At 59.6% G+C, this 18,388-nt stretch carries 19 protein-coding genes; 3 read left to right on the top strand and 16 right to left on the bottom strand.

Annotation, left to right across the window (positions count from 1 at the left end; all coding sequences use genetic code 11):
* Positions 1-40: 40 nt before the first annotated feature.
* Entirely contained in the window at positions 41-271 is a 231-nt protein-coding gene (locus tag WJU23_RS09995) for an addiction module protein (RefSeq protein WP_346332415.1), read from the bottom strand.
* 194 nt (positions 272-465) lie between these two features.
* Positions 466-1,008 (bottom strand): hypothetical protein, encoded by a 543-nt coding sequence (locus WJU23_RS09990; protein ID WP_346332414.1) that lies wholly within the window; start codon positions 1,006-1,008, stop codon positions 466-468.
* Between the two features lie 298 nt (positions 1,009-1,306).
* Between WJU23_RS09990 and WJU23_RS09985 the strand changes: the two genes are divergently transcribed.
* On the top strand, positions 1,307-1,873 hold the full coding sequence (locus WJU23_RS09985) for a hypothetical protein (protein ID WP_346332413.1): 567 nt from the start codon (positions 1,307-1,309) through the stop codon (positions 1,871-1,873).
* A 148-nt stretch (positions 1,874-2,021) separates the two neighbouring features.
* Here the strand turns inward: WJU23_RS09985 and WJU23_RS09980 are convergent, their stop codons facing one another.
* A complete protein-coding gene (locus tag WJU23_RS09980) occupies positions 2,022-3,026 on the bottom strand; it encodes a DUF3592 domain-containing protein (RefSeq protein ID WP_346332412.1) in 1,005 nt (334 codons plus the stop codon).
* A gap of 304 nt (positions 3,027-3,330) precedes the next feature.
* On the opposite strand from WJU23_RS09980, the gene rpsU reads away from it, so the two are divergent.
* Together rpsU and WJU23_RS09970 are read left to right on the top strand one after the other, a co-directional pair.
* Complete coding sequence (gene rpsU / locus WJU23_RS09975; RefSeq protein WP_346332411.1) at positions 3,331-3,561, top strand: 30S ribosomal protein S21; 231 nt, start codon at positions 3,331-3,333, stop codon at positions 3,559-3,561.
* Between the two features lie 351 nt (positions 3,562-3,912).
* The gene (locus WJU23_RS09970) at positions 3,913-4,101 is read left to right on the top strand and encodes a hypothetical protein (protein ID WP_346332410.1); all 189 of its coding nucleotides are present in this window, start codon (positions 3,913-3,915) and stop codon (positions 4,099-4,101) included.
* Between the two features lie 12 nt (positions 4,102-4,113).
* On the opposite strand, the gene ligD (WJU23_RS09965) is transcribed toward WJU23_RS09970, so the two are convergent.
* The 13 genes from ligD (WJU23_RS09965) to WJU23_RS09905 all read right to left on the bottom strand — a co-directional run bounded on the left by ligD (WJU23_RS09965) (position 4,114) and on the right by WJU23_RS09905 (position 18,359).
* Entirely contained in the window at positions 4,114-5,022 is a 909-nt protein-coding gene (gene ligD / locus WJU23_RS09965) for a non-homologous end-joining DNA ligase (protein ID WP_346332409.1), read from the bottom strand.
* The gene (gene ligD / locus WJU23_RS09960; RefSeq protein WP_346332408.1) at positions 5,019-6,650 is read right to left on the bottom strand and encodes a non-homologous end-joining DNA ligase; all 1,632 of its coding nucleotides are present in this window, start codon (positions 6,648-6,650) and stop codon (positions 5,019-5,021) included. Before ligD (WJU23_RS09960) ends, ligD (WJU23_RS09965) begins: the two co-directional genes overlap by 4 nt.
* 9 nt (positions 6,651-6,659) lie before the next feature.
* A complete protein-coding gene (locus tag WJU23_RS09955; RefSeq protein ID WP_346332407.1) occupies positions 6,660-7,568 on the bottom strand; it encodes a Ku protein in 909 nt (302 codons plus the stop codon).
* A gap of 152 nt (positions 7,569-7,720) precedes the next feature.
* Positions 7,721-8,431 carry a hypothetical protein gene (locus tag WJU23_RS09950; RefSeq protein WP_346332406.1) on the bottom strand — a complete coding sequence of 237 codons (711 nt, stop codon included), beginning with the start codon at positions 8,429-8,431 and terminating at the stop codon, positions 7,721-7,723.
* Between the two features lie 253 nt (positions 8,432-8,684).
* Positions 8,685-9,617 (bottom strand): aspartate carbamoyltransferase catalytic subunit, encoded by a 933-nt coding sequence (locus WJU23_RS09945; RefSeq protein WP_346332405.1) that lies wholly within the window; start codon positions 9,615-9,617, stop codon positions 8,685-8,687.
* On the bottom strand, positions 9,614-10,174 hold the full coding sequence (gene pyrR, locus WJU23_RS09940) for a bifunctional pyr operon transcriptional regulator/uracil phosphoribosyltransferase PyrR (protein WP_346332404.1): 561 nt from the start codon (positions 10,172-10,174) through the stop codon (positions 9,614-9,616). Before pyrR ends, WJU23_RS09945 begins: the two co-directional genes overlap by 4 nt.
* 133 nt (positions 10,175-10,307) lie before the next feature.
* Positions 10,308-11,384: a beta-ketoacyl synthase N-terminal-like domain-containing protein gene (locus WJU23_RS09935; RefSeq protein ID WP_346332403.1), complete on the bottom strand. Its 1,077-nt coding sequence runs from the start codon at positions 11,382-11,384 to the stop codon at positions 10,308-10,310.
* On the bottom strand, positions 11,381-12,760 hold the full coding sequence (locus tag WJU23_RS09930) for an FAD-linked oxidase C-terminal domain-containing protein (protein ID WP_346332402.1): 1,380 nt from the start codon (positions 12,758-12,760) through the stop codon (positions 11,381-11,383). Before WJU23_RS09930 ends, WJU23_RS09935 begins: the two co-directional genes overlap by 4 nt.
* Positions 12,761-13,122: 362 nt before the next feature.
* Positions 13,123-14,844: an ABC transporter ATP-binding protein gene (locus WJU23_RS09925; protein WP_346332401.1), complete on the bottom strand. Its 1,722-nt coding sequence runs from the start codon at positions 14,842-14,844 to the stop codon at positions 13,123-13,125.
* A 183-nt stretch (positions 14,845-15,027) separates the two neighbouring features.
* On the bottom strand, positions 15,028-15,735 hold the full coding sequence (locus WJU23_RS09920; protein ID WP_346332400.1) for an ABC transporter ATP-binding protein: 708 nt from the start codon (positions 15,733-15,735) through the stop codon (positions 15,028-15,030).
* Positions 15,728-16,519, bottom strand: coding sequence for an ABC transporter ATP-binding protein (locus tag WJU23_RS09915; RefSeq protein ID WP_346332399.1), 792 nt, complete (start codon positions 16,517-16,519; stop codon positions 15,728-15,730). The genes WJU23_RS09920 and WJU23_RS09915 overlap by 8 nt, the downstream gene beginning before the upstream one ends.
* Positions 16,516-17,442 (bottom strand): branched-chain amino acid ABC transporter permease, encoded by a 927-nt coding sequence (locus WJU23_RS09910; RefSeq protein ID WP_346332398.1) that lies wholly within the window; start codon positions 17,440-17,442, stop codon positions 16,516-16,518. Before WJU23_RS09910 ends, WJU23_RS09915 begins: the two co-directional genes overlap by 4 nt.
* 5 nt (positions 17,443-17,447) lie before the next feature.
* Entirely contained in the window at positions 17,448-18,359 is a 912-nt protein-coding gene (locus WJU23_RS09905) for a branched-chain amino acid ABC transporter permease (RefSeq protein WP_346332608.1), read from the bottom strand.
* Between the last annotated feature and the right edge of the window lie 29 nt (positions 18,360-18,388).

Raw genomic sequence — 18,388 nt, 5'->3', positions numbered from 1 at the left:
TCATTCACTTCAGCTTGCACCCGGACGTGGAAACTCAGCCTCATAGGAGTCGCTTGGGACGTTGAATGCCGGCCATAAACTCCTCATAGGACAACTCCAGACTGGGATCCGCCTCCATCTCAGCAGAACGGCGTTCAGCCTCGGCCAGCCACGCCTCATCGGTTGAGCGCTGCCAGTCTTCAGGCACACTGGCATACAGCCGGTCAGCCAGGGCAATCCGCTCAGCCACAGGCAGCGAGAATAGCGTCTCAGGGAAGGCCATCGTGCTCATCCAGAAACAAACTCCCGGTACACCCAAAATCCAGCATTCTTTTTCATCGTGAGACGGCGGTCCTGGCTTTGAAACCTGGATAAGTCAGCCTTGCAAACTCAGCCTGCCGGGGCTTCTTGAAAAGATAATCTGCCAGGAATTATGCAGACTCTTGTATCTACAATGTGCTGATAATCAATGGCATTCGTAGCAGACTAGCCCTGTTGGTCAACGGTGCCCCAAGCCTCTTCCAAATTCCAAATCTCAGGGAGGGGAGCCTCGCAAAGAGGACACGTGAAGTCCTCGTCCTTAATCAGGCAGATGTTCCGGCAGGGGATGCAGAAGCGGAATTCAAAAGGGTCTTCATAGGCCGCTGGATGAGGGATGTCTGTGTGCTTGAGCGCGCAAGCGACAGCTTCCCATGAGGCGGGCTCAGGACAGTAGCCTGTGGACTGGTTCGTCACGCGGAGGATGCATACTTGCTTCTTGCTGATCTCAAAGAACATCTCCCCGGCCGCAAGCACCGCCGCCGCCCTCGCGCAGGCAACATGCTCAGAGCGCCGGTCCGCAATCCAGAGATGCCCGTCCGAATCAACGATGAAAGTCGCTGCATAGCTGCCATCCATTTCTTTTTCCGGCGCAGTCACCGTCTGCCAATTTTGAACATCTGCGGCTTGAGTCACCCGAAACCGCACTGGCATGTCATCCGCTTTCGGGATGAATTGCAAGGGGCCTACATAATGGTAATGGCGTGGCATGTTCTGGCGGTTTCAATACCCTTCCAGGTGGGGATAGTCAGCTTCATTTTGATACGTGATTGCCCCCTGGGTAGGGACGAGCTGCGCCTCGTCCGACTTGTTTTCTTGGAGGCACCGCACCAGTCGAGGTCCCCTTGACCCCGCAACGCAGCGCGGCCCTACCATGAGTCCCTCCCCACTTCAATCTTGCCAAAACCTTCCCTTTCGTGGCATATCGAATGCTGTCTCTGCACGGGTGTGCAGAATTCAGAATAACCAAATGTGATGCAACGGAGGCCCGCCGCGGCGGGAGACCACAATGGCAGACGCGACTCCCACCACGCCCGCGCCCGACTTGAGCCACCTCACCTGGAAATCCGAGTGGGAGTACCAGGTGGCCACGGACAGCCGGTGCTTGTACATCCGGGAGAGCAGCGGATCCATGCTCACCGCCTCGGTTGTCACGCTCGGGATTGTGGGGACGGCGGGTTATCTGAGCTGGTCCATCTTCTTTCCCGAAACACCCAACACGCTCGGAGAAAAGGCGTTCGGCGTGCTGATGCTGTTCGTGGCGGGCTTTTTTGCCTGGATCCCCTGGCTGACCATGAAGCGCGGACGCTGGATGGTCGTGTTTGATCGCGGCGACCCCGCCAACGGCATCCCAGGCGAGATCCGCTATCAAGGAAAGCGCCTGCCTGCTGAACAGGTGCGCGGTTTTTCCACCCGGAGTTGTGGCGGTACACCGCCCCGGAGCATGGTCGTCGCCGAACTGCATGATGGCACGCATGTGAGCATAGGCCCCATCGGCATTTCCACCTGGCCCGCCCATTACGCCCACCAAGCCGCCACCTGGATGGGCCTTCCCTTCCGGTACTCGAGAGACTGACATTGAGGTGAAAACGGTCCCCGTTTTACATCTGCTACCTGCCGGGGATGGATGTCCTCACCCTTGACGAAGGTACGCACGAGCGCCGCAGGCTGGACTGCTGGCTCGGCAGGCTGAAATGAAAGCGGGATTTCATCCTCACCCCCCCTCACCGTCTCCGCCGGATGTCACCCAGCAGCCAGAGGCCGCCGCTGATGAAACCCACGGGCAAAATCAGCCACAAAAAGTCCCATCGGAGACCGGGATCCAGGGTGGAATACCAGGGCTTGTCTGGCAGGATCCAGATGCCCATCTCCAACCCGGCAGGATACCTGGCCAGCATGGCGCGGGTGGTTTCTTTGGAGCCCACATCCAGCCGGCGGGCATCGAAGTACCAGCGGTCCGAGTGCCAGCGGCGGCCGCCGTGCTCATAGGAATACACCAGATGCGCCTTCTGATACCTGCGGTTGTAGTGCCGCCCGCTGCCGCGCTCCTCCACGATGCCCGTGCCCTCCACCCGCGCAGGCACCCGGATGAGCTGTGACCGCACCACCTGCGCATACACCTTGTCCACCAGGTTGAACTGCCACAATTGATAGACCCCCAGGCCAATCAGGAACAGGGCCATGCCCCCCAGCACACGCCTGCCCACACGGCCTTGCATGCCGTCCCTGTCATACGGGCGGATACGACGGGGAATATAAGTGAGAATGAGGAAGACCATGGCTGCCAGCGCCAGGGCGGCCCCGCCACCGATCAATGAAAACGGAAACCACAGACGCGCCGCACGAAACGATGCCTCCGCAGGCTTGTCAGGGTTGACATAACAATAAGCAGGGCCACGTCGTGCCGCATGCCCCTCCGCCTCGAAGTCCCGGAGATCCACCAGCCAGTCCGTGGCCTCATCATAGTTGGATGAGCGATATGTCTTGCCTCCATAGGCATATTCAAAACTCATGACCGGCTGCACCTTGAGCCCAAAAGAGCTCTGGCTGACATTCACGCCCCAGGACAGGATCCGGCAGGGTGTCTTCACCCAGGAGGCCACTTTTTCATGATCCTCCATCTGATGAAAATAACCCGCCCAGGCCAGAAGGATGCCCACCGCCAGGGCTGGCAGGCCAAGAACCGTTCGTATCAGTTTGATTCTCCAAGGGGGAAGCGGCGTGTTCATGGCGACAGCAGATGGGATCACTTCTTGAACAACGGAATCCTATCGCAGAGGCCGCGATCTGTCGAGCTTCTAAGAAGCCCCCCGACCTAAGGTTTGCTGGCCCCAGGGATCTGGCACACCCTCGGTACAGAGTCCAGAAAGGCGTGGTTTTGCGCCGACAGGCGTGCTGTTTTGGTTCTGGGTCCGGGTGTATTTTCCTGCACAGGCCCTGGAAACCTCGTCGGGGTGTATCTTTTCCATTTGACGAACGGCTCTCAGCCCATAGACTCGCCACCCCTTTTCAAAACCATTTCTCTGAACACGTATGCCCGAAGTCCAAATCCGCAAAGGTGAGCCTGTTGACCGCGCTCTCAAGCGTCTTAAAACCAAGCTCGAGATGGAAGGCATCCTCGAAGAAATGCGCCGCCTGCGCGCTCATGAGAATCCCAAAGAGCGCACCAAGCGCAAGGCCCGTGCAGCCGCCAAACGTGGCAAAATCCGCTTCCGCTTCACGCTGCCTAAGGCCGCCGAAGGCGCGCCCCCCCCGACGATCTAAGTTTTCCAGGCTCGTTGTCCGGATTTCCAACCCTCTCAAAGGCTGTCTGTTACACAGGCAGCCTTTTTGCGTGGGGACATCAGGCTTGAGCTGAACTGGGCAGGATAGGGGCTGGAAATGTCTGATTGCTTCCTGCCTGATATTCGGGATCTGCGGGGTGGGTGAGGTCCAAAGGGGTGGCTTGTTGCGAACCCTGTCCGTCATGAACACGTTCGCCATCAGCCGTCACCGGGCCATATGAGGCCCGGACTTGTTCCCGATGACCGTGATGCATCGCGGAACTCGGGGGCAAACTGGCCTCCGGTGGTTTGACGTGTGTCTTCCCAAAGAAACCCTGCATCCTACAACATCATGGACAAATACACTGAAACCGAATCCGAACCTGTGCTCAGGAGCGGTCGCAACCGTGGCGGATGCCTGGTGCTGGCCATCGCGCTGGTCATCATGCTGGGACTCCTCATGTGGTTTATTTTATGGGGCCGTGCGGCTCCTGAAACCGTGCCCTCAAACGTGCCTGCGACTGAAAAAGTGACGGGTTGAGCCTAATCTTGCTCAGGCCAGTGAGCGGATGGGAGGCAGCTTCTGTTTAAGCGTCAGCACGGGGGCGAAAAGGTCCCCATGCTTTTTCAGGCGCTTGAAGACCTCCTTGGGCTCAAACGAGAGAGGCTTCTTTCTTTTGAGTGCCGAAGCGACCTCCTCCCACGTCACCGGTGTGGAGACGGTGGGCGTTTCCTTGGCGCGGAGGGAATAGACATTGACGGTGGTTTTGTGGTCGTCGTTCTGGCTCCAGTCCACAAACACTTTGCCATCGCGGAGTTTCTTCAGCATTTTGGAAACCACCAGATCGGGGCATTGGGCTTCAAGAGCCTGGGCGACGGCCTGGGCAAAGGCCTTGGTGCGGTCATAGGTGACCGGCGTGTTCAGCGGCACATAAACCTGCATGCCCTTGGAGCCGGAGGTTTTGGGGAAGCTCTGCAGGCCGAGGGCATCGAAGAGGTCTTTGAGCATCAGGCCGACTTTGCAGCAGGTGAGGATATCGGCGGGCGGGCCGGGATCGAGGTCGAAGGCGAGGACGGTGGGGCGCTTGGGAGCTTTGGCGCGATGCAGGAAACTATGGAACTCCAGGTTGGCGAGCTGGGCCAGCCAGACGAGGGTGGGGAGGGCATCTGCGACGCAGTAATCGATGCTGCCATCGGTCTTGGGCACGCGGGTGGTCTTGACCCAGTCCGGGGCGTGGTCGGGGCATTGCTTTTCATAAAAGAAGAAACCGTCCACGCCGTCAGGATACCGTTTCAGGCTGAGGGCCCGGTCCTTTAAATGGGGCAGCATGTGCCCGGCGATCTGGATATAATAATGAATGACATCGCCTTTGGTGAAGCCGGTTTTAGGATACATGACCTTGTCCAGGCTGCTGACCGGAACCTCAACGCCATCCACTTCGAGCAGGGTTTTTTTCTTCATGGGTCAGCAGGTGTTTCGCGCACGACGTGGCGGGCTTTTTTGTCTTCGCGGAGGCCCAGGAAGACCGGCTGGCGCAGGCGGAGGTCGCGGGTCCATTCGGCGAACTTGACCTGGCAGACGAGCGTGGGCTTGAGCCAGGTGCAGTTTTTCATTTCGGCACGGGTGATGCCCTGGCCCCAGCGGCCGCTGCTGTCCGCAGGCAAGTTGGCAAAGGGGCACTGGGTCTGCACCAGGGGCTGAAAGCGGTCGTGGAGTTCGCGCAAAAGCTTGGCATTAAAACCGGTGCCCACCTTGCCCACGGACTGGAGTTTGCCATCCGCATAGACGCCGACGATGAGGGCGCCGAAGTGCTTGCGGCTGCCGCCTGGGGCGGTATAACCGCCGATCACCACTTCTTGTTCGGCGACGAGCTTGAGCTTGATCCAGTGGCCGCTGCGGCGGCCGGATTCATAGGCGGAGTCCGCTCGCTTGCCGATGAGGCCTTCGAGGCGGAGTTTGGCCACCTGTTTGAGCAGGGTTTCGCCATCGCCTTCCAGGGAGGCGGAATAACGGATGACATCGGAAGGTGGCAGCAGCTCTTGCAGACGCTCCTTCCTTTCCAAAAGGGGGAGTTTCATTTGGTCACGGCCCTTCAGCGTGAGCAGATCAAAGGCGTAGAAGCACAGAGGGGGCTGCTCCTGGCCGAGCTCATAGGCCTGAAGCATCTGAAAGGAGGAGCGGCCTTTGTCATCCAGGGCGACGATTTCGCCATCGAGGATGCAGGAAGGGAGATCGAGTTTTTGCAGAGCTTCGGTGACCTCCGGGAACTTGGCGGTCATGTCCTTTTCCGTGCGGGAGATGAGGCGTACGCCGCTGCCATGGATGATGGCCAGGGATCGGAAGCCGTCGAACTTGATCTCATAGATCCAGCCGTCATCCGTGGGCGGAGAGGAAACGAGTTTGGCCTTCATGGGTTCGACGAAGACGGGGGTTTTGCCGGCGGTTTTTTTGGCCTTTTTGGCTCTGGGTGTTTTCGCAGTCTTCGCCGTTTTTTTGGCAGCAGGCAGGGTGGCGGAGGCGGGGCGGTTGCTGTTCCAAGGCGGTGCCGTGGCGAGCTGCTTCATGTTCCGGCCGGAAAGGGCGGAGGTATCGTCCAGCTTTTTGGTGACGGGTTTCATGTCATCGCCACCGCGTATCAGGAGCCACTGTTTTTCATCGCGCAGGCGGACGAGGTACCATTCCCCTTGCAGCTTGCTGCCGCTGAGATGGACATGGATTTTTCCGCCGGCCAGCTCCTTCAGTGGGGCTTTGGACGGGGTTTCATAGGTGCCTGCATCCCAGACCATGACGGTGCCGCCGCCATACTGGCCTTTGGGAATGGGGCCTTCAAAATCAATGTATGAAACGGGGTGGTCTTCCACCTCCACGGCGAGACGTTTTTCGCCTTTGGCAAAGGGGATGCCTTTGGGCACGGCCCAGGATTTTAGCGTGCCGCCCAGCTCCAGGCGGAAGTCATAGTGCAGGCGGGAGGCAGCGTGCTTCTGGATGACAAAGCGGCGGGTGCCGGGACTGCGTACGGTCTTCTTGCGGCCATCGGGTTCAGCGGTGACCTTTAAGTTGCGCTTCTTGTGGTAGTCCTTCAGCGACATGGCCTGGGCTTATGCCGCTTTCTTCCGGCTTTTGGTCTTTTTGGCGGCACTGGTTTTTTTCGCGGAGGAGGCCTTTTTGGCCGGGGCGGTTTTTTTGGCGGCCTTGGTGGAAGATTTGGTTTTGGCGGAGGCGGAGGAGGTTTTGGCACCGGATTTTTTCAGGCTTTCCTGCAGCACGGCCACCAGGTCAATGACGTTGGAAGGGCGTTTGGTCCGCACGGCTTTCACCGGTTTGCTTTCGCCATGAGCCACCTTGTCCTCGATCATGTCTTCCAGTGCTTCGCGATATTCGTCTTTATAGGCCTCTGGATCCCAAGGGGTGGTCATGCTGTCAATGAGCTTGCCGGCCATGTTGATTTCAGCCTTGGCGGGGGCGGCACCTTCGGGGGCTTTGAGCTCGGACATGTCGCGCAGTTCGTCGGGGAAGTGCATCAGCTCCAGCATGAGGTTTTTGGCCTGGGGCTTGATGGCGGCGAGGTGCTGGCGGGTCTTGATGACCACGCGTGCGATGGCGATCTTGCCGCTCTTTTCCAGGGCATCGCGTAACAAAATGTAGGCTTTGCCGCCGCCCTTGGCGACTTCGAGATGATAAGGCTTGTAGAACAGCAGGGGATTGACCTCCTGCAGGGAGACGAAGTTGATGATGTCCACGGTCTGGGTGGCCTCGACATCCACGCGGGCGAAATCCTCATCCTTGAGCACGACGAACTTGCCCTTTTCGTATTCATAACCTTTGACGATCTTGTCCCAGGGAACTTCCTTGCCGTCCTTTTCAGCCACGCGTTTGTAATTTACCGGGCTGAGGTCCGAGCCGCGCAAGAGGCGAAAGCTGAGGTCTTCGCGGCGGATGGCGGGGTATAACGAGACGGGGATGGACACAAGCCCAAAGCTGATGGTTCCTTTCCAGATGGCTCTCATAAGAACGACGGGTGCATGAAGGATCGCAATGCGCGTCGGTTTTGCGTCTGGCACCTGGACAAAAAAGAGCGTGCACAGCCCGGAGACTGTGCACGCGAATCGACCATCAACAGCCGGACCGGCAGAGAAGAGGCTGCCGGCCTGGATCAGAATTAGAACTTGAAGCGCAGACCGGCCTGGACGCCCCAGGCGGTGTTGAAGTCCGAGTTATGACGGAAACCGCGGTTCACGCTGGCGTAAACGTCCAGGGAAGGCGTGATTTCATACAGCAGGCGGGCGAAGGCGGTGTAGCGGGACATGGCCAGCTCATTGCTGTCATAGGTGCCGCCGATGTGGGTCTCAAACGCGCCAAATTTCATGCGCAGATGCGGCATGGCATAGATGCCCCAGTCATCCGTGCCCACATCAAAGTTGCCCAGGTTGACGTTGTAGTAGCTGGCGCCGCCTTCGAGGACGAAGTGGATGTTTTCAGACAGGGGGATGTAACCGCCGATGCCTGCCTTGCCATGCCAGTAATCCAGATCCAGACCCAGGATGTCCAGGGATGTCCAGGAACCGCCAAGGGTGAGGTAGAGGTGGTCCACTGGAGAGACTTCCAGGTTCAGCGCCGCACCGTGGCCGTCCACATCCGAGCCGAGGAAATCAGCGGAGCGGTAGAGGTAGCCGAGGGAGACGTTGTCATAGGAGATCAAAACAGGGGAGATTGGGTCCACAGTGGGCTGTGTTGCCTTGCCTGAATAGACGGGGGTGGTGCCTGCATAAGCTGCAACGGCGAGCAGTGAGCAGGTGAGAGTGCAGAGTGTTTTCTTGATCATGGTCTTGGGTTGTATGTAGTTGTTCTGCGCCAGGCGGGGGCCGGGCATAGAATCGTGCTTTTTGAAAAACCCCGGGAATCGCGAATTTTGTTTGAACGAAATGCGCGAACACCTTGAGTTCGATGTGTCATCGGGAGTGTGCGGACGCTTGGATGTGCTAAATTAAATTTAATTTCACATTCCGTGTTCTCACCCACGGGGAGACGTTAATTACTTGAAAACCAAGCATATTGCATGGCCGACTGAGGTCCATAGTTCTAGTAAAAGAAGCTTAAGGCCGCAGTGCGGAATCCAGCTGATGTTAAACCTCAGCACCCGGCTTCAGCCAGTAGAGGACGCTCATGCGGACGGCGATGCCGTTTTCCACCTGCTGGTTGATGAGGCTCTTTTCGTAGTTCATGCCGAGGTCGGTGATCTCGACGCCGCGATTGACGGGGCCGGGGTGCATGAGCCAGAGGCCGCGGTCGCGCAGGATTTTGACGCGATCATCGGTTAGGCCGTAATTTTTGTGATACTCGGCGGCGCTGGGGAAGAAGGGCTCGTCCATGCGCTCGCTCTGCACACGGAGGAGGTAGATGACGTCCGGTTTCCAATCGAGCGCATCGGTCCAGTTGCCAAAGAGTTTTACCTCCGGCGGGGTCTCGCGCGGCATCATGGAACCTGGGGCGAGGTAGGCGACGTCCATGCCGAGGCGGCGGAAGATGAGGCTGGTGCTGCGGGCCACGCGGCTGTGCTGGAGATCCCCGACGATGAGGGCGCGGGCGCCACGAAGGTCCTTGATCTGCTCTTTAAGTGTGAAGGCATCCAGCAGGGCCTGGGTGGGGTGAGCATGCCAGCCATCGCCGGCATTGATGACGCTGGCGCGTGTGTTTTTGGCGATGAGGTTGGGGATGCCGGCCTGCTTGTGTCGCACCACGATGTAGTCCACGCGCATGGATTCCAGCGTTTCCACGGTGTCCAGGATGGACTCGCCTTTGACCACGCTGGAGGACTCGATGTCAAAGTGGGTGACGTCGGCGGAGAGGCGGTTGGCTGCGACTTCGAAGGAGGAGCGGGTGCGGGTGCTGGGCTCGTAAAAAAGGGTGAGCACGGTCTGGCCCTTCAGTGTGGGGACCTTTTTGACGCTCCGTTTGAAGAGGTCCTTGAAGGGCACGGCATTGGCCAGGACGAACTCGATTTCCTCAGTCGTGAGGGAGGCGATGTCGAGGAGGTCTTTGCGTGGGGTGATGCTCATGCGGTTTTCTGTGGCCAGGGTCTAACAAATACTTCGTCACGGCCGTCTCCGTCAGTGAACCGCACGCTGACGCGCTCATCAGGTGGAAGGTCCACGCGGATCCCGGCGTAATCCGGCTGGAGGGGAAGCTCGCGTCCGGCGCGGTCCACCAGCACGGCAAACTGGACGCAGCGCGGCCGGCCGAAGTCCAGCAGCTCCTCCAGGGCGGCGCGGGAGGTGCGGGCGGTGTAGATGACTTCATCGCAAAGGATGACGACGGCGTCCTCGATGTCAAAATTCAGTTCCGATCCTTCCAGCTTGGGCAGTACGGTCATCGTCTGGAGGTCATCGCGGTATTGGGTGATGTCAATCTTGCCAAAATCCACCTCGCGGCCCCGGGCACGGAGACGGTCAGCGAGAGCACGGGCAAAGGGCACCCCCCGGCGATAAACACCGACGAGGGCAATGCGGGCCTCGTTTTTCCAACGGGCGTCAATGGCGGCGGCCATGTCATCCAGGCAGCGCTCCACCCCGGCGGCATCCAGGAGCTGGCGGAGTTTGTCGGGCGGTTGAGTCACGTGTTGAGATGAATGCAGACTGGGGGGAGCGTCAATGGAAATTGGGGAGGGCGAATGGCGAATGGCGAATGGCGAATGGCGAATGGCGAATGACGAATGACGAATTATGCCGGGTGCGGAAACGCACGGCACTTTAAGCGTGAAGCAAAATGGCGGCATTATGGCCGCCCATGCCTGAGGCAATTTTGAGGATGCTTTTCGGCTGAGGTGGGATTTGCAACGAGAGGCCGGCGGGGCAGGTGAGGGAGGGGAAATTGGCGGGGAGGGGGCCTTTTCGGAGAGCGCCGGAGAGGAGGGCGATGTCGAGGAGGCCGCTGGCACCGAGGGTGTGGCCGGTGAGGGGCTTCAGCAGAAGCAGCGGCGGGATCGGGTCATAAGTGGCGCGCAGAGCATTGACCTCGGCCAGCGCGTGATTGGGCGTGCCAGTGGCGTGGGGGCAGATGAGGTCGGGTTTTTCAAACTGGGCGAGCAGGGCGGCCAGGGGCGCGCCATCCTCCGGGATGACGAGGGAATCGTAGGCGTCGCTATTGGCGGCGTATTGGGCAACGGTGGGGCCGTTGCCGTCGGTTTCCAGGGTGAGGGCGACGCAGGCCTCCCCGGGATGAAAGCCGCTGGTGGCGGGGGAGAGGGGATCATTGAGGTTTGTTTTGGAGAGCAGGCGGGTATCGCGGAAATCGCGCAGCAGCTCGGGGTAAAGCGGCAGGTCCACAGCGACGACGAGGACACGCGGGGTGAGGCCGGCCTTCAGAGCCATCCAGGCGAAACCGAGGGCATCGAGACCGGCGGAGCAGCCGTTGGAGATCATCTGCCAGGGGCCGCGAATGCCGAGCTCGATGCTGATGGCGGCGGCGATCTCACTATGCAGGGTGTTGCTGGCGCTGAAGCGGCGGGAGGGGCGGCGCCAGGGGTGGCTGCCGAGCAGCTCGCCCGCATTGCCCCGGCTGCTGGCGGCGAAGAGCCAGCAGTCGCGCGTTTGCTCAGGTGTCCATCCGGCCTGGGCGATGGCACGGCGGGCGACGTGGACGGAGAGGTTGCTGGCGGCGGCATAACGGCGGCCTTTGAGCACGCTGCGGTCGGCGATGCGGCCGGCCAGCAGGCCATCCTCCAGCGTCAGGCCGCTGCGGCCCGCCTGCCAGGTGGCGAGGCTGGCTTCCAAGGTATCCCCCAGGGCGCAAGCGGTCTCGGCGGCGGTGATGACGATGCGGCTCACAGATCGAAGATCTTCCCTGGATTCAGCAGGCACTGGGGGTCGAGCGCACGCTTGATGCTACGCATCAGCTCGTAGCTGCCATCGCCAAGCTGGCGGCGGACGAAGGCTTTTTTGGCCAGGCCGACGCCGTGTTCACCGGTGACGGTGCCGCCCAGGCGGAGCGTTTCATTCACGATCTCCTCCAGGGCGATTTCAACGCGGTGCATTTCTTCGTGGTCACGCTCGTTGGTGAGAAAGGTGGGGTGCAGGTTGCCGTCGCCAAGGTGGCCGAAGGTGCCGACTTTCAGCTGATGACGGAGGCCGCATTCCCGGATGAAGGTGACCATGTGAGCCAGCTCGGTCCGGGGCACGGTGACGTCCTCCAGGATGGTGGTGGGCATGACGCGGGCCAGGGCGGAGAAGGCATTGCGGCGGGCGGAGGCGAGCTTCGCTCCTTCGGCTTCATCGGCTGCGGCGCGCACTTCGCGGGCACCATGCTGGCGGGCCAGTTGCATCATTTGTTCGGCTTCTTCATTGACGACAACAGGATGGCCGTCGGTCTCCATGAGCACCAGGGCTTCCACGTCGGTAGGCAGGCCGATTTTGGCATAATCTTCCACGCACTGCACCGTGGTGCGGTCCAGGAACTCCAGCGTACAAGGGATAATCTTGGCCGCAATGATGGCGCTGATGGTCTCCGCAGCAGACTCCATGCGGTCATAGAGCGCCAGCATGGTCTTGCGCGCCTGGGGGCGTGGGAGGAGCTTGATCAAAACTTCCGTAATGATGCCCAGCGTGCCTTCACTGCCGATGAAGAGGTCCTTCATGGAATACCCGGCCACGTCTTTGACGCATTTGTTGCCCAGCCAGGTCAGGGTGCCGTCTGGCAGCACCACCTGCAGGCCCATGACGTAATCACGGGTCACGCCATACTTCAGCCCGCGCAGGCCGCCGCTGTTCTCGGCGACATTGCCGCCGATGGTGCTGATTTTCATGCTGCCAGGGTCCGGCGGGTAAAATAGGCCGACCTTGGCGGCGGTATCGTCAATCTCTTTGGTGATGACACCGCACTGGGCACGCATTGTCAGGTTTTTTTCATCCACCTCCAGGATTTTGTCCATCTGAGCCAGGCAGATGACCAGGCAGTCGGGTGAGGGGACGCTGCCGCCGCTGAGACCGGTGCCGGAGCCACGGGTGACGACGGCGATGCCGGCATCCCTGGCCAGGCGGACACAGGCGGCCACTTCCTCCGAGGTGAGCGGGAAGACGACGGCTCCTGGGCGTACTTTCAGTGCAGCGGTTCCATCAAAGCTGTACGGCAGGATATCTTCAGCCTCGGTCAGGACGCGGTCAGGGGAAAGCAGGGTGCGGAGGGTATCCGTATGGGCTGGAGTCACAGGGTTCACACCCTCAATCTGGCGAATCCTCTCCACATGGCAACCTGTCAGCCACAGGTATCCAACATGGATTTTGAGAGCCGGCTTCGGACTGTCTGACACGGGTCCGTCGAGCCACAGCCGCACTTGGCCTCGCCAGGGTGGGAATGAGATTTCAATCATCCTTCCAGCCGCGTCCTTTGCGCGGCCTTCGAATATTGATAACCAATGCCACAATGACGGCAAAGGCAACGAAACTGAGTACAAGTATTCCCATGATGTTTGACTGTCCTACAATGTAGCCATTATCATGCAAAAAGTCTAATTTTGTGGGTTACTGTTTTGTTGAAAAGCAAATTTCTTATCCAAAACCAGATTACAATTTACTCTCGAATAAGTGATGATCGGCACAGTTTTGCATAAAGCCCGTTTTGGATTAGCAGTTCTTCATGCGTTCCTCGCTCCCGAATCTGGCCCTGATCGAGGACGTAAATGCGATCTGCATGACGGACAGTGCTAAGGCGGTGTGCGATGACGAAACTCGTTCTTTGTTCCATCAGGCGGTCCAGAGCGGTCTGAATTTGTTGTTCTGTGCCAGTATCAACGCTGGCTGTTGCTTCATCTAGCAATAAAATAGGAGGATTTCTGAGGAGGGCGCGTGCTATTGAAATGCGCTGCTTTTCGCCGACGCTGAGCTTGACTCCACGTTCGCCTACACGCGTATCCAGTCTGTTCTCTAGGCGGCTAACGAAGCTCTCTGCATTGGCACTTTTCAGGACCTGCCAAAGTTCCTCGTCAGTGGCATTGCGGCGGCCAATGACCAAATTCTCCCGGACAGTGCCATTAAAGAGAAAGCTCTCCTGGGTGACGTAGCCGATGCTGCTGCGGAGCCAGCTTTTGTTCAATTCATGAACGGGTACGCCATCAATGGTGATGACGCCTTCATCGTATTCATAAAAACGGGTCAGCAGGTTGATGAGGGTGGACTTGCCCGCGCCGGTGGGGCCGACGAGGGCGATGGTCTGGCCCGGCTTGGCCTCCAGGCGGATGCCGTGGACAGTGGGGATCTTGCCGCCATAGCTGAAGCCGACGTTGTCATAAACGACGTGGCCTTTGATCTCCGGCAGCGTGATGCCTTCGGTGGTATCGCTCTCCGGCTCGGCATCCAGGATTTCAAAGACACGCTCTCCGGCCGCCCGGCCACCCTGGATGATCTGGTTGAGCTGGTGGAGCTGCTCAATGGGGTCGTAGAAGAATTTGAGCAGCAGAAGAAAGGCGGCCAGGTCACCTTTTTCAATGCGGCCTTCCATCAGCCCGCGTGCCCCCATCCAGAGGACCAGGACCATGCCGACGCTGGTCAGGAAGTGCATGCCAGGGCGGTAGATGGCCCAGATGCGCATGACATGCAGGGAGGCGGCTTTGAGGGTGCCGCTGGCGGTGTTGAAACGGGAGTGCTCCTCCTTTTCCATGGCATAGGCTTTGATCTGGCGCATGCCGGCGACGTTGTCGTGGAGAAGGCTGTTCATGCCGCTGCTGGCCCGGCGGACGGCACGGTGTCGGTCCTTGGAGCTGCGGGTGTACGCCATGGCCCCGGCCGCGAGGAATGGAATAGGCACCAGCGCCCACAGGGTAAGCGTGACATCCGCCTGGAACATGAAGGCCCCGACGACGGCGATCTGGATGACGGCGACGAGGCCCTGCTCGATGCCGTCAATGAGCACCCGCTCCACATTGGGAATGTCCTCTCCCACCGTGGTCATGATGTCGCCGGTCGGGCGGTTGTCGAACCAGCGCAGGGGCAGGGTTTGTAGGCGCTGGTAAAGGTCGCTGCGGAGGTCATAGATGACCTTTTGCTCAAAGGTGTTGTTGAGCATGATGCGCAGGCTGTTGAACAGATGCTGGGCAAAGTAAGCGCCGAGGGCCAGGAGGATGAGCGGGGTGAGGCGCTCCCACTGCGCATTAGGCACCACCACATCCAGCACTTCACGCGTGACGCCGGGGAAGACCACCACCATGAGCGTGCCGGTGATGGCGCAGAAAAGCTGGGCGGCGGCCAGCAGCGGATACCGGCGGAGGTAGGAGAAGACGCGGAGGGTGGTTTTCAAAGGCGGGAATCAGGGGGAGAGAAGGATACGCATGAGGAAGGCGAAGGGAAGGGGTGAATATGGGGAGATGGTCCAAGTGGCATTCATCTTCATCCAGACCTTCTTCATGACCTTCATGTTTCTGTTCCCGATCTGTCACCAACCTTATGAAGGTCTTGAACAGGACAAGGATGCAGAGTCAGATCAATCCCCAAGATAAGCTTCCCGCACCTGCGGATTCAGGCGCAGCGCTTTCGCCGTGTCCTCCAGCAGCACCTTGCCCGTCTCCAGCACATAACCGTAGTGGGAGATGCCGAGGGCCAGGTTGGCGTTCTGCTCCACCAGGAGGATGGTGATGCCGCGCTCCTGGTTAATGGTGACAATCTGTTTGAAAATGGCGCGGACGAGGATGGGGGCGATGCCGAGAGAGGGCTCGTCCAGCATGAGGCAGCGTGGCCGGCTCATGAGGGCGCGGGCGATGGCGAGCATCTGCTGCTCACCGCCGGAAAGGGTGCCGGAGAGCTGGCTGATGCGCTCTTTTAAACGAGGGAACGAATGGAAGGCGTATTCGATGTCCTCGGCGATGCCTGCTTTGTCCTTGCGTAGGAAGGCGCCCATTTTGAGGTTTTCGAGAACGGTCAGGTTGGCGAAGACCATGCGGCCCTCCGGCACATGGCAGAGGTGGCGGCTGACGATCTCGTGCGGCGGTTTGTTGGTGATGTCCTGGCCGTCGTAGATAACCTGTCCGGCGCGGGCTTTGACCAGACCGGAGATGGTGCGCAGGGTGGTGCTTTTTCCCGCGCCATTGCCGCCGATGAGGGTGACGATGGATTTCTCCGGCACGTTTAGGGAGATACCGTGGATGGCCTTGATGGAGCCGTAGGCCACTTCGAGGTTGCGGATCTCAAGCATTGTCGGTGACCTCCTCGTCTTCGGTTCCCAGGTAGGCGGCAATCACTTTGGGGTCTTTTTGAATTTCCGCCGGGGTGCCTTCGGCAATCTTTTTGCCGTATTCCAGCACGGCGATCTTCTGGCAGATGCCCATGACGACTTTCATGTCATGCTCGACGAGCAAGATGGCGATTTGAAACTTGTCCTTGATGAACTGGATGAGCTTCATCAGCTCCTCCTTTTCCGTCGGATTCATGCCGGCGGCGGGCTCATCCAGCAGCAGCAGCTTGGGCCGGGTGGCCAGGGCACGGACGATCTCCAGCCGGCGCTGGTTTCCATACGGGAGGGACTTGGCCTCTTCATCGCGTAGGCGCGCCAGATTAAAGATGTCCAGCAGCTCCAGCACTTCCTTTTCGACTTCCTTCTCACTCTCATTGAAGCCCTTGCCACGCCACAGGGCATTGAGGATGCCATGGCTGCGATGGAGCTGGGTGGCGGCGCGGACGTTGTCGAAAACGCTCAGGGATGGGAACAGGCGGATGTTCTGAAAGGTGCGGGCGATGCCCAGCTTGGTGAGCTGATGGGGCTTCTTTCCGCAGATGCAGACGCCATTGAAGGTGATGTCGCCGGAGGTGGGTTTGTAAACGCCGCTGATGAGGTTAAAAGCGGTGGTCTTGCCTGCGCCGTTGGGGCCGATGAGGCCGACGAGCTCGTTGGGGCCAATCTTGAGATTCAGCTCGGAGACGGCCGTCAGCCCGCCGAAGCGGATGGTGGCGTGATCCATGTTTAAAAGGACCTCGCTCATGCGGCGGCTCCTTTCCGTTTTCCAAAAGTGAAGAGCCCCTGTGGACGGGCGATCATCAGGCCGATGATGAGCAGGGAATAGATGATCATCCGGTACTCGGCAAAGCTGCGGAGAAACTCGGGCAGAATCGTCAGCAGGATGGCGGCGAGGATGACGCCTGCCGTGCGGCCCATGCCGCCGAGGATGACCATGACGACGATGTCAATGGACTTGAAAAAGTCGAACCCCGTTGGGGACAGGAAGGTCTTGTGATGGGCATAGAGGCCCCCGGCGATGCCGGCAAAGAAGGCTCCGATGACAAAGGCGGTGACCTTGTAGCGCACAGGATTGATTCCCATGGAACTCGCGGCGACTTCATCATCACTGACGGCGATGAACCCACGCCCGTAGGTGGAATTGACCAGGGAGGCGACAACGTAAATGGTGATGGCGGCAAGGGCGAAGGTCCAGCCCAGAGTGGTATCTTTGGGGATGCCTTTGAGCCCGCTGGCAGCGCCCACGGACTCCATGTTCTGGACGATGACGCGAATGATTTCTCCAAAACCCAGGGTGACGATGGCCAGGTAATCCCCGCGCAGGCGCAGGGATGGCACGCCGACGATGAGCCCGGCGATGGCGGCCAGCAGCCCGCCCAGGATGAGGGCGGCCAGGAAGAGTAGCGGCTGGAGCGGCTCCGGCACCATGCTGGTGCAGACCAGGGTGAACTTGGCGGCTGAGTAGCCGCCGACGGCCATGAAACCGGCGTGCCCAAGGCTGAACTGGCCGGTGTGGCCATTGATGAGGTTCAGGCTGACAGCCAGGATGATGTTGATGCCGATATCAATGGCGATGCCAAGGTCATACTTGTTAAACGAGCCGCTGAACTGGGAGACGACCACTGCGAGGATGATGCCAGCGATGAGCCAGCGTTTGGCGCCGTTCATGGGGATCATACTTTTTCAACCGTGGCTTTGCCGAGCAGGCCGGCGGGTTTGAACAGGAGGATGAGGATGAGGATGGCGAACGCGATGCCGTCCCGGTAATTGGACAGGCCCTGGGTGCCACCGGCATAGGTCTCCAAAAGGCCGAGCAGGAGACCGCCGAGGGCTGCGCCGGGGAGATTTCCAATGCCGCCGAGCACCGCTGCCACGAAGGCGCGGAGGCCGGGCTGCACGCCCATAAGGGGATCAATGCCAGGGGCCTTCATGGCATAAAGGATGCCTGCCACGGCGGCGAGCGCGGAACCCAGGCCGAAGGTGAAAGCGATGATGCGGTTGATGTTGATGCCCATCAGGGCGGCGGCCTGCTGATTAAAAGAGACGGCGCGCATGGCGGTGCCGGTCTTCGTGTGCTGGACGATGAACCAGAGGCCGAAGAGCAGCAGGATGGTGGTGCCGACGATGACGAGATCATTGCTGCCGATGACGAGGCCGCCAATGTGGAGGTCGTTTTCAGCCAGCAGGCGGGGGAAGGGTTTGGTATCCGCACCGAGGACCTGGGGATGCTGGCAGGTGAACTCGATGAAAAGCGAGACACCGATGGCCGTGATGAGGACGGTCAGTTTGGGCCGGTTGCGCAGCGGGCGGTAGGCCAGGAACTCGATGAGCATGCCGATGCAGGCACAGATCATGGCGGAGAGCAGCACGATGATCAGCGCCCCGGTCACGGAGGGCAGGGGAACCACCTTTTCCACCGCCGGGGCCAGGAAGTAGGCGGAGAAGGCACCGAGCATCAGCACATCGCTATGGGCGAAGTTGATGAAGCGGAGCACGCCATACACCATGGTGTATCCCAGCGCGATGAGCGCATAGATGGAACCGAGGGCGAGGCCGTTGATGAGTTGCTGAAGAAACCAGTCCAGAGCGGGGAGCGAGTTGAGGGTTAAGCGAC

Source organism: Prosthecobacter sp. SYSU 5D2, assembly GCF_039655865.1.
GTDB lineage: Bacteria > Verrucomicrobiota > Verrucomicrobiia > Verrucomicrobiales > Verrucomicrobiaceae > Prosthecobacter.
The sequence above is the reverse complement of the archived record's forward strand: the minus strand, read 5'-3'. Positions and strand labels throughout refer to the sequence as shown.

Coding starts and splice junctions, on each gene's coding strand:
- ligD (WP_346332409.1), bottom strand. CDS start 5,022: ATGAAGAAAAAAACCCTGCTCGAAGTGGATGGCGTTGAGGTTCCGGTC.
- WJU23_RS09970 (WP_346332410.1), top strand. CDS start 3,913: ATGGACAAATACACTGAAACCGAATCCGAACCTGTGCTCAGGAGCGGT.
- WJU23_RS09910 (WP_346332398.1), bottom strand. CDS start 17,442: ATGAACGGCGCCAAACGCTGGCTCATCGCTGGCATCATCCTCGCAGTG.
- WJU23_RS09950 (WP_346332406.1), bottom strand. CDS start 8,431: ATGCCCGGCCCCCGCCTGGCGCAGAACAACTACATACAACCCAAGACC.
- WJU23_RS09945 (WP_346332405.1), bottom strand. CDS start 9,617: ATGAGCATCACCCCACGCAAAGACCTCCTCGACATCGCCTCCCTCACG.
- WJU23_RS09955 (WP_346332407.1), bottom strand. CDS start 7,568: ATGAGAGCCATCTGGAAAGGAACCATCAGCTTTGGGCTTGTGTCCATC.
- ligD (WP_346332408.1), bottom strand. CDS start 6,650: ATGTCGCTGAAGGACTACCACAAGAAGCGCAACTTAAAGGTCACCGCT.
- rpsU (WP_346332411.1), top strand. CDS start 3,331: ATGCCCGAAGTCCAAATCCGCAAAGGTGAGCCTGTTGACCGCGCTCTC.
- WJU23_RS09985 (WP_346332413.1), top strand. CDS start 1,307: ATGGCAGACGCGACTCCCACCACGCCCGCGCCCGACTTGAGCCACCTC.
- WJU23_RS09915 (WP_346332399.1), bottom strand. CDS start 16,519: ATGAGCGAGGTCCTTTTAAACATGGATCACGCCACCATCCGCTTCGGC.
- WJU23_RS09990 (WP_346332414.1), bottom strand. CDS start 1,008: ATGCCACGCCATTACCATTATGTAGGCCCCTTGCAATTCATCCCGAAA.
- WJU23_RS09920 (WP_346332400.1), bottom strand. CDS start 15,735: ATGCTTGAGATCCGCAACCTCGAAGTGGCCTACGGCTCCATCAAGGCC.
- WJU23_RS09995 (WP_346332415.1), bottom strand. CDS start 271: ATGAGCACGATGGCCTTCCCTGAGACGCTATTCTCGCTGCCTGTGGCT.
- WJU23_RS09980 (WP_346332412.1), bottom strand. CDS start 3,026: ATGAACACGCCGCTTCCCCCTTGGAGAATCAAACTGATACGAACGGTT.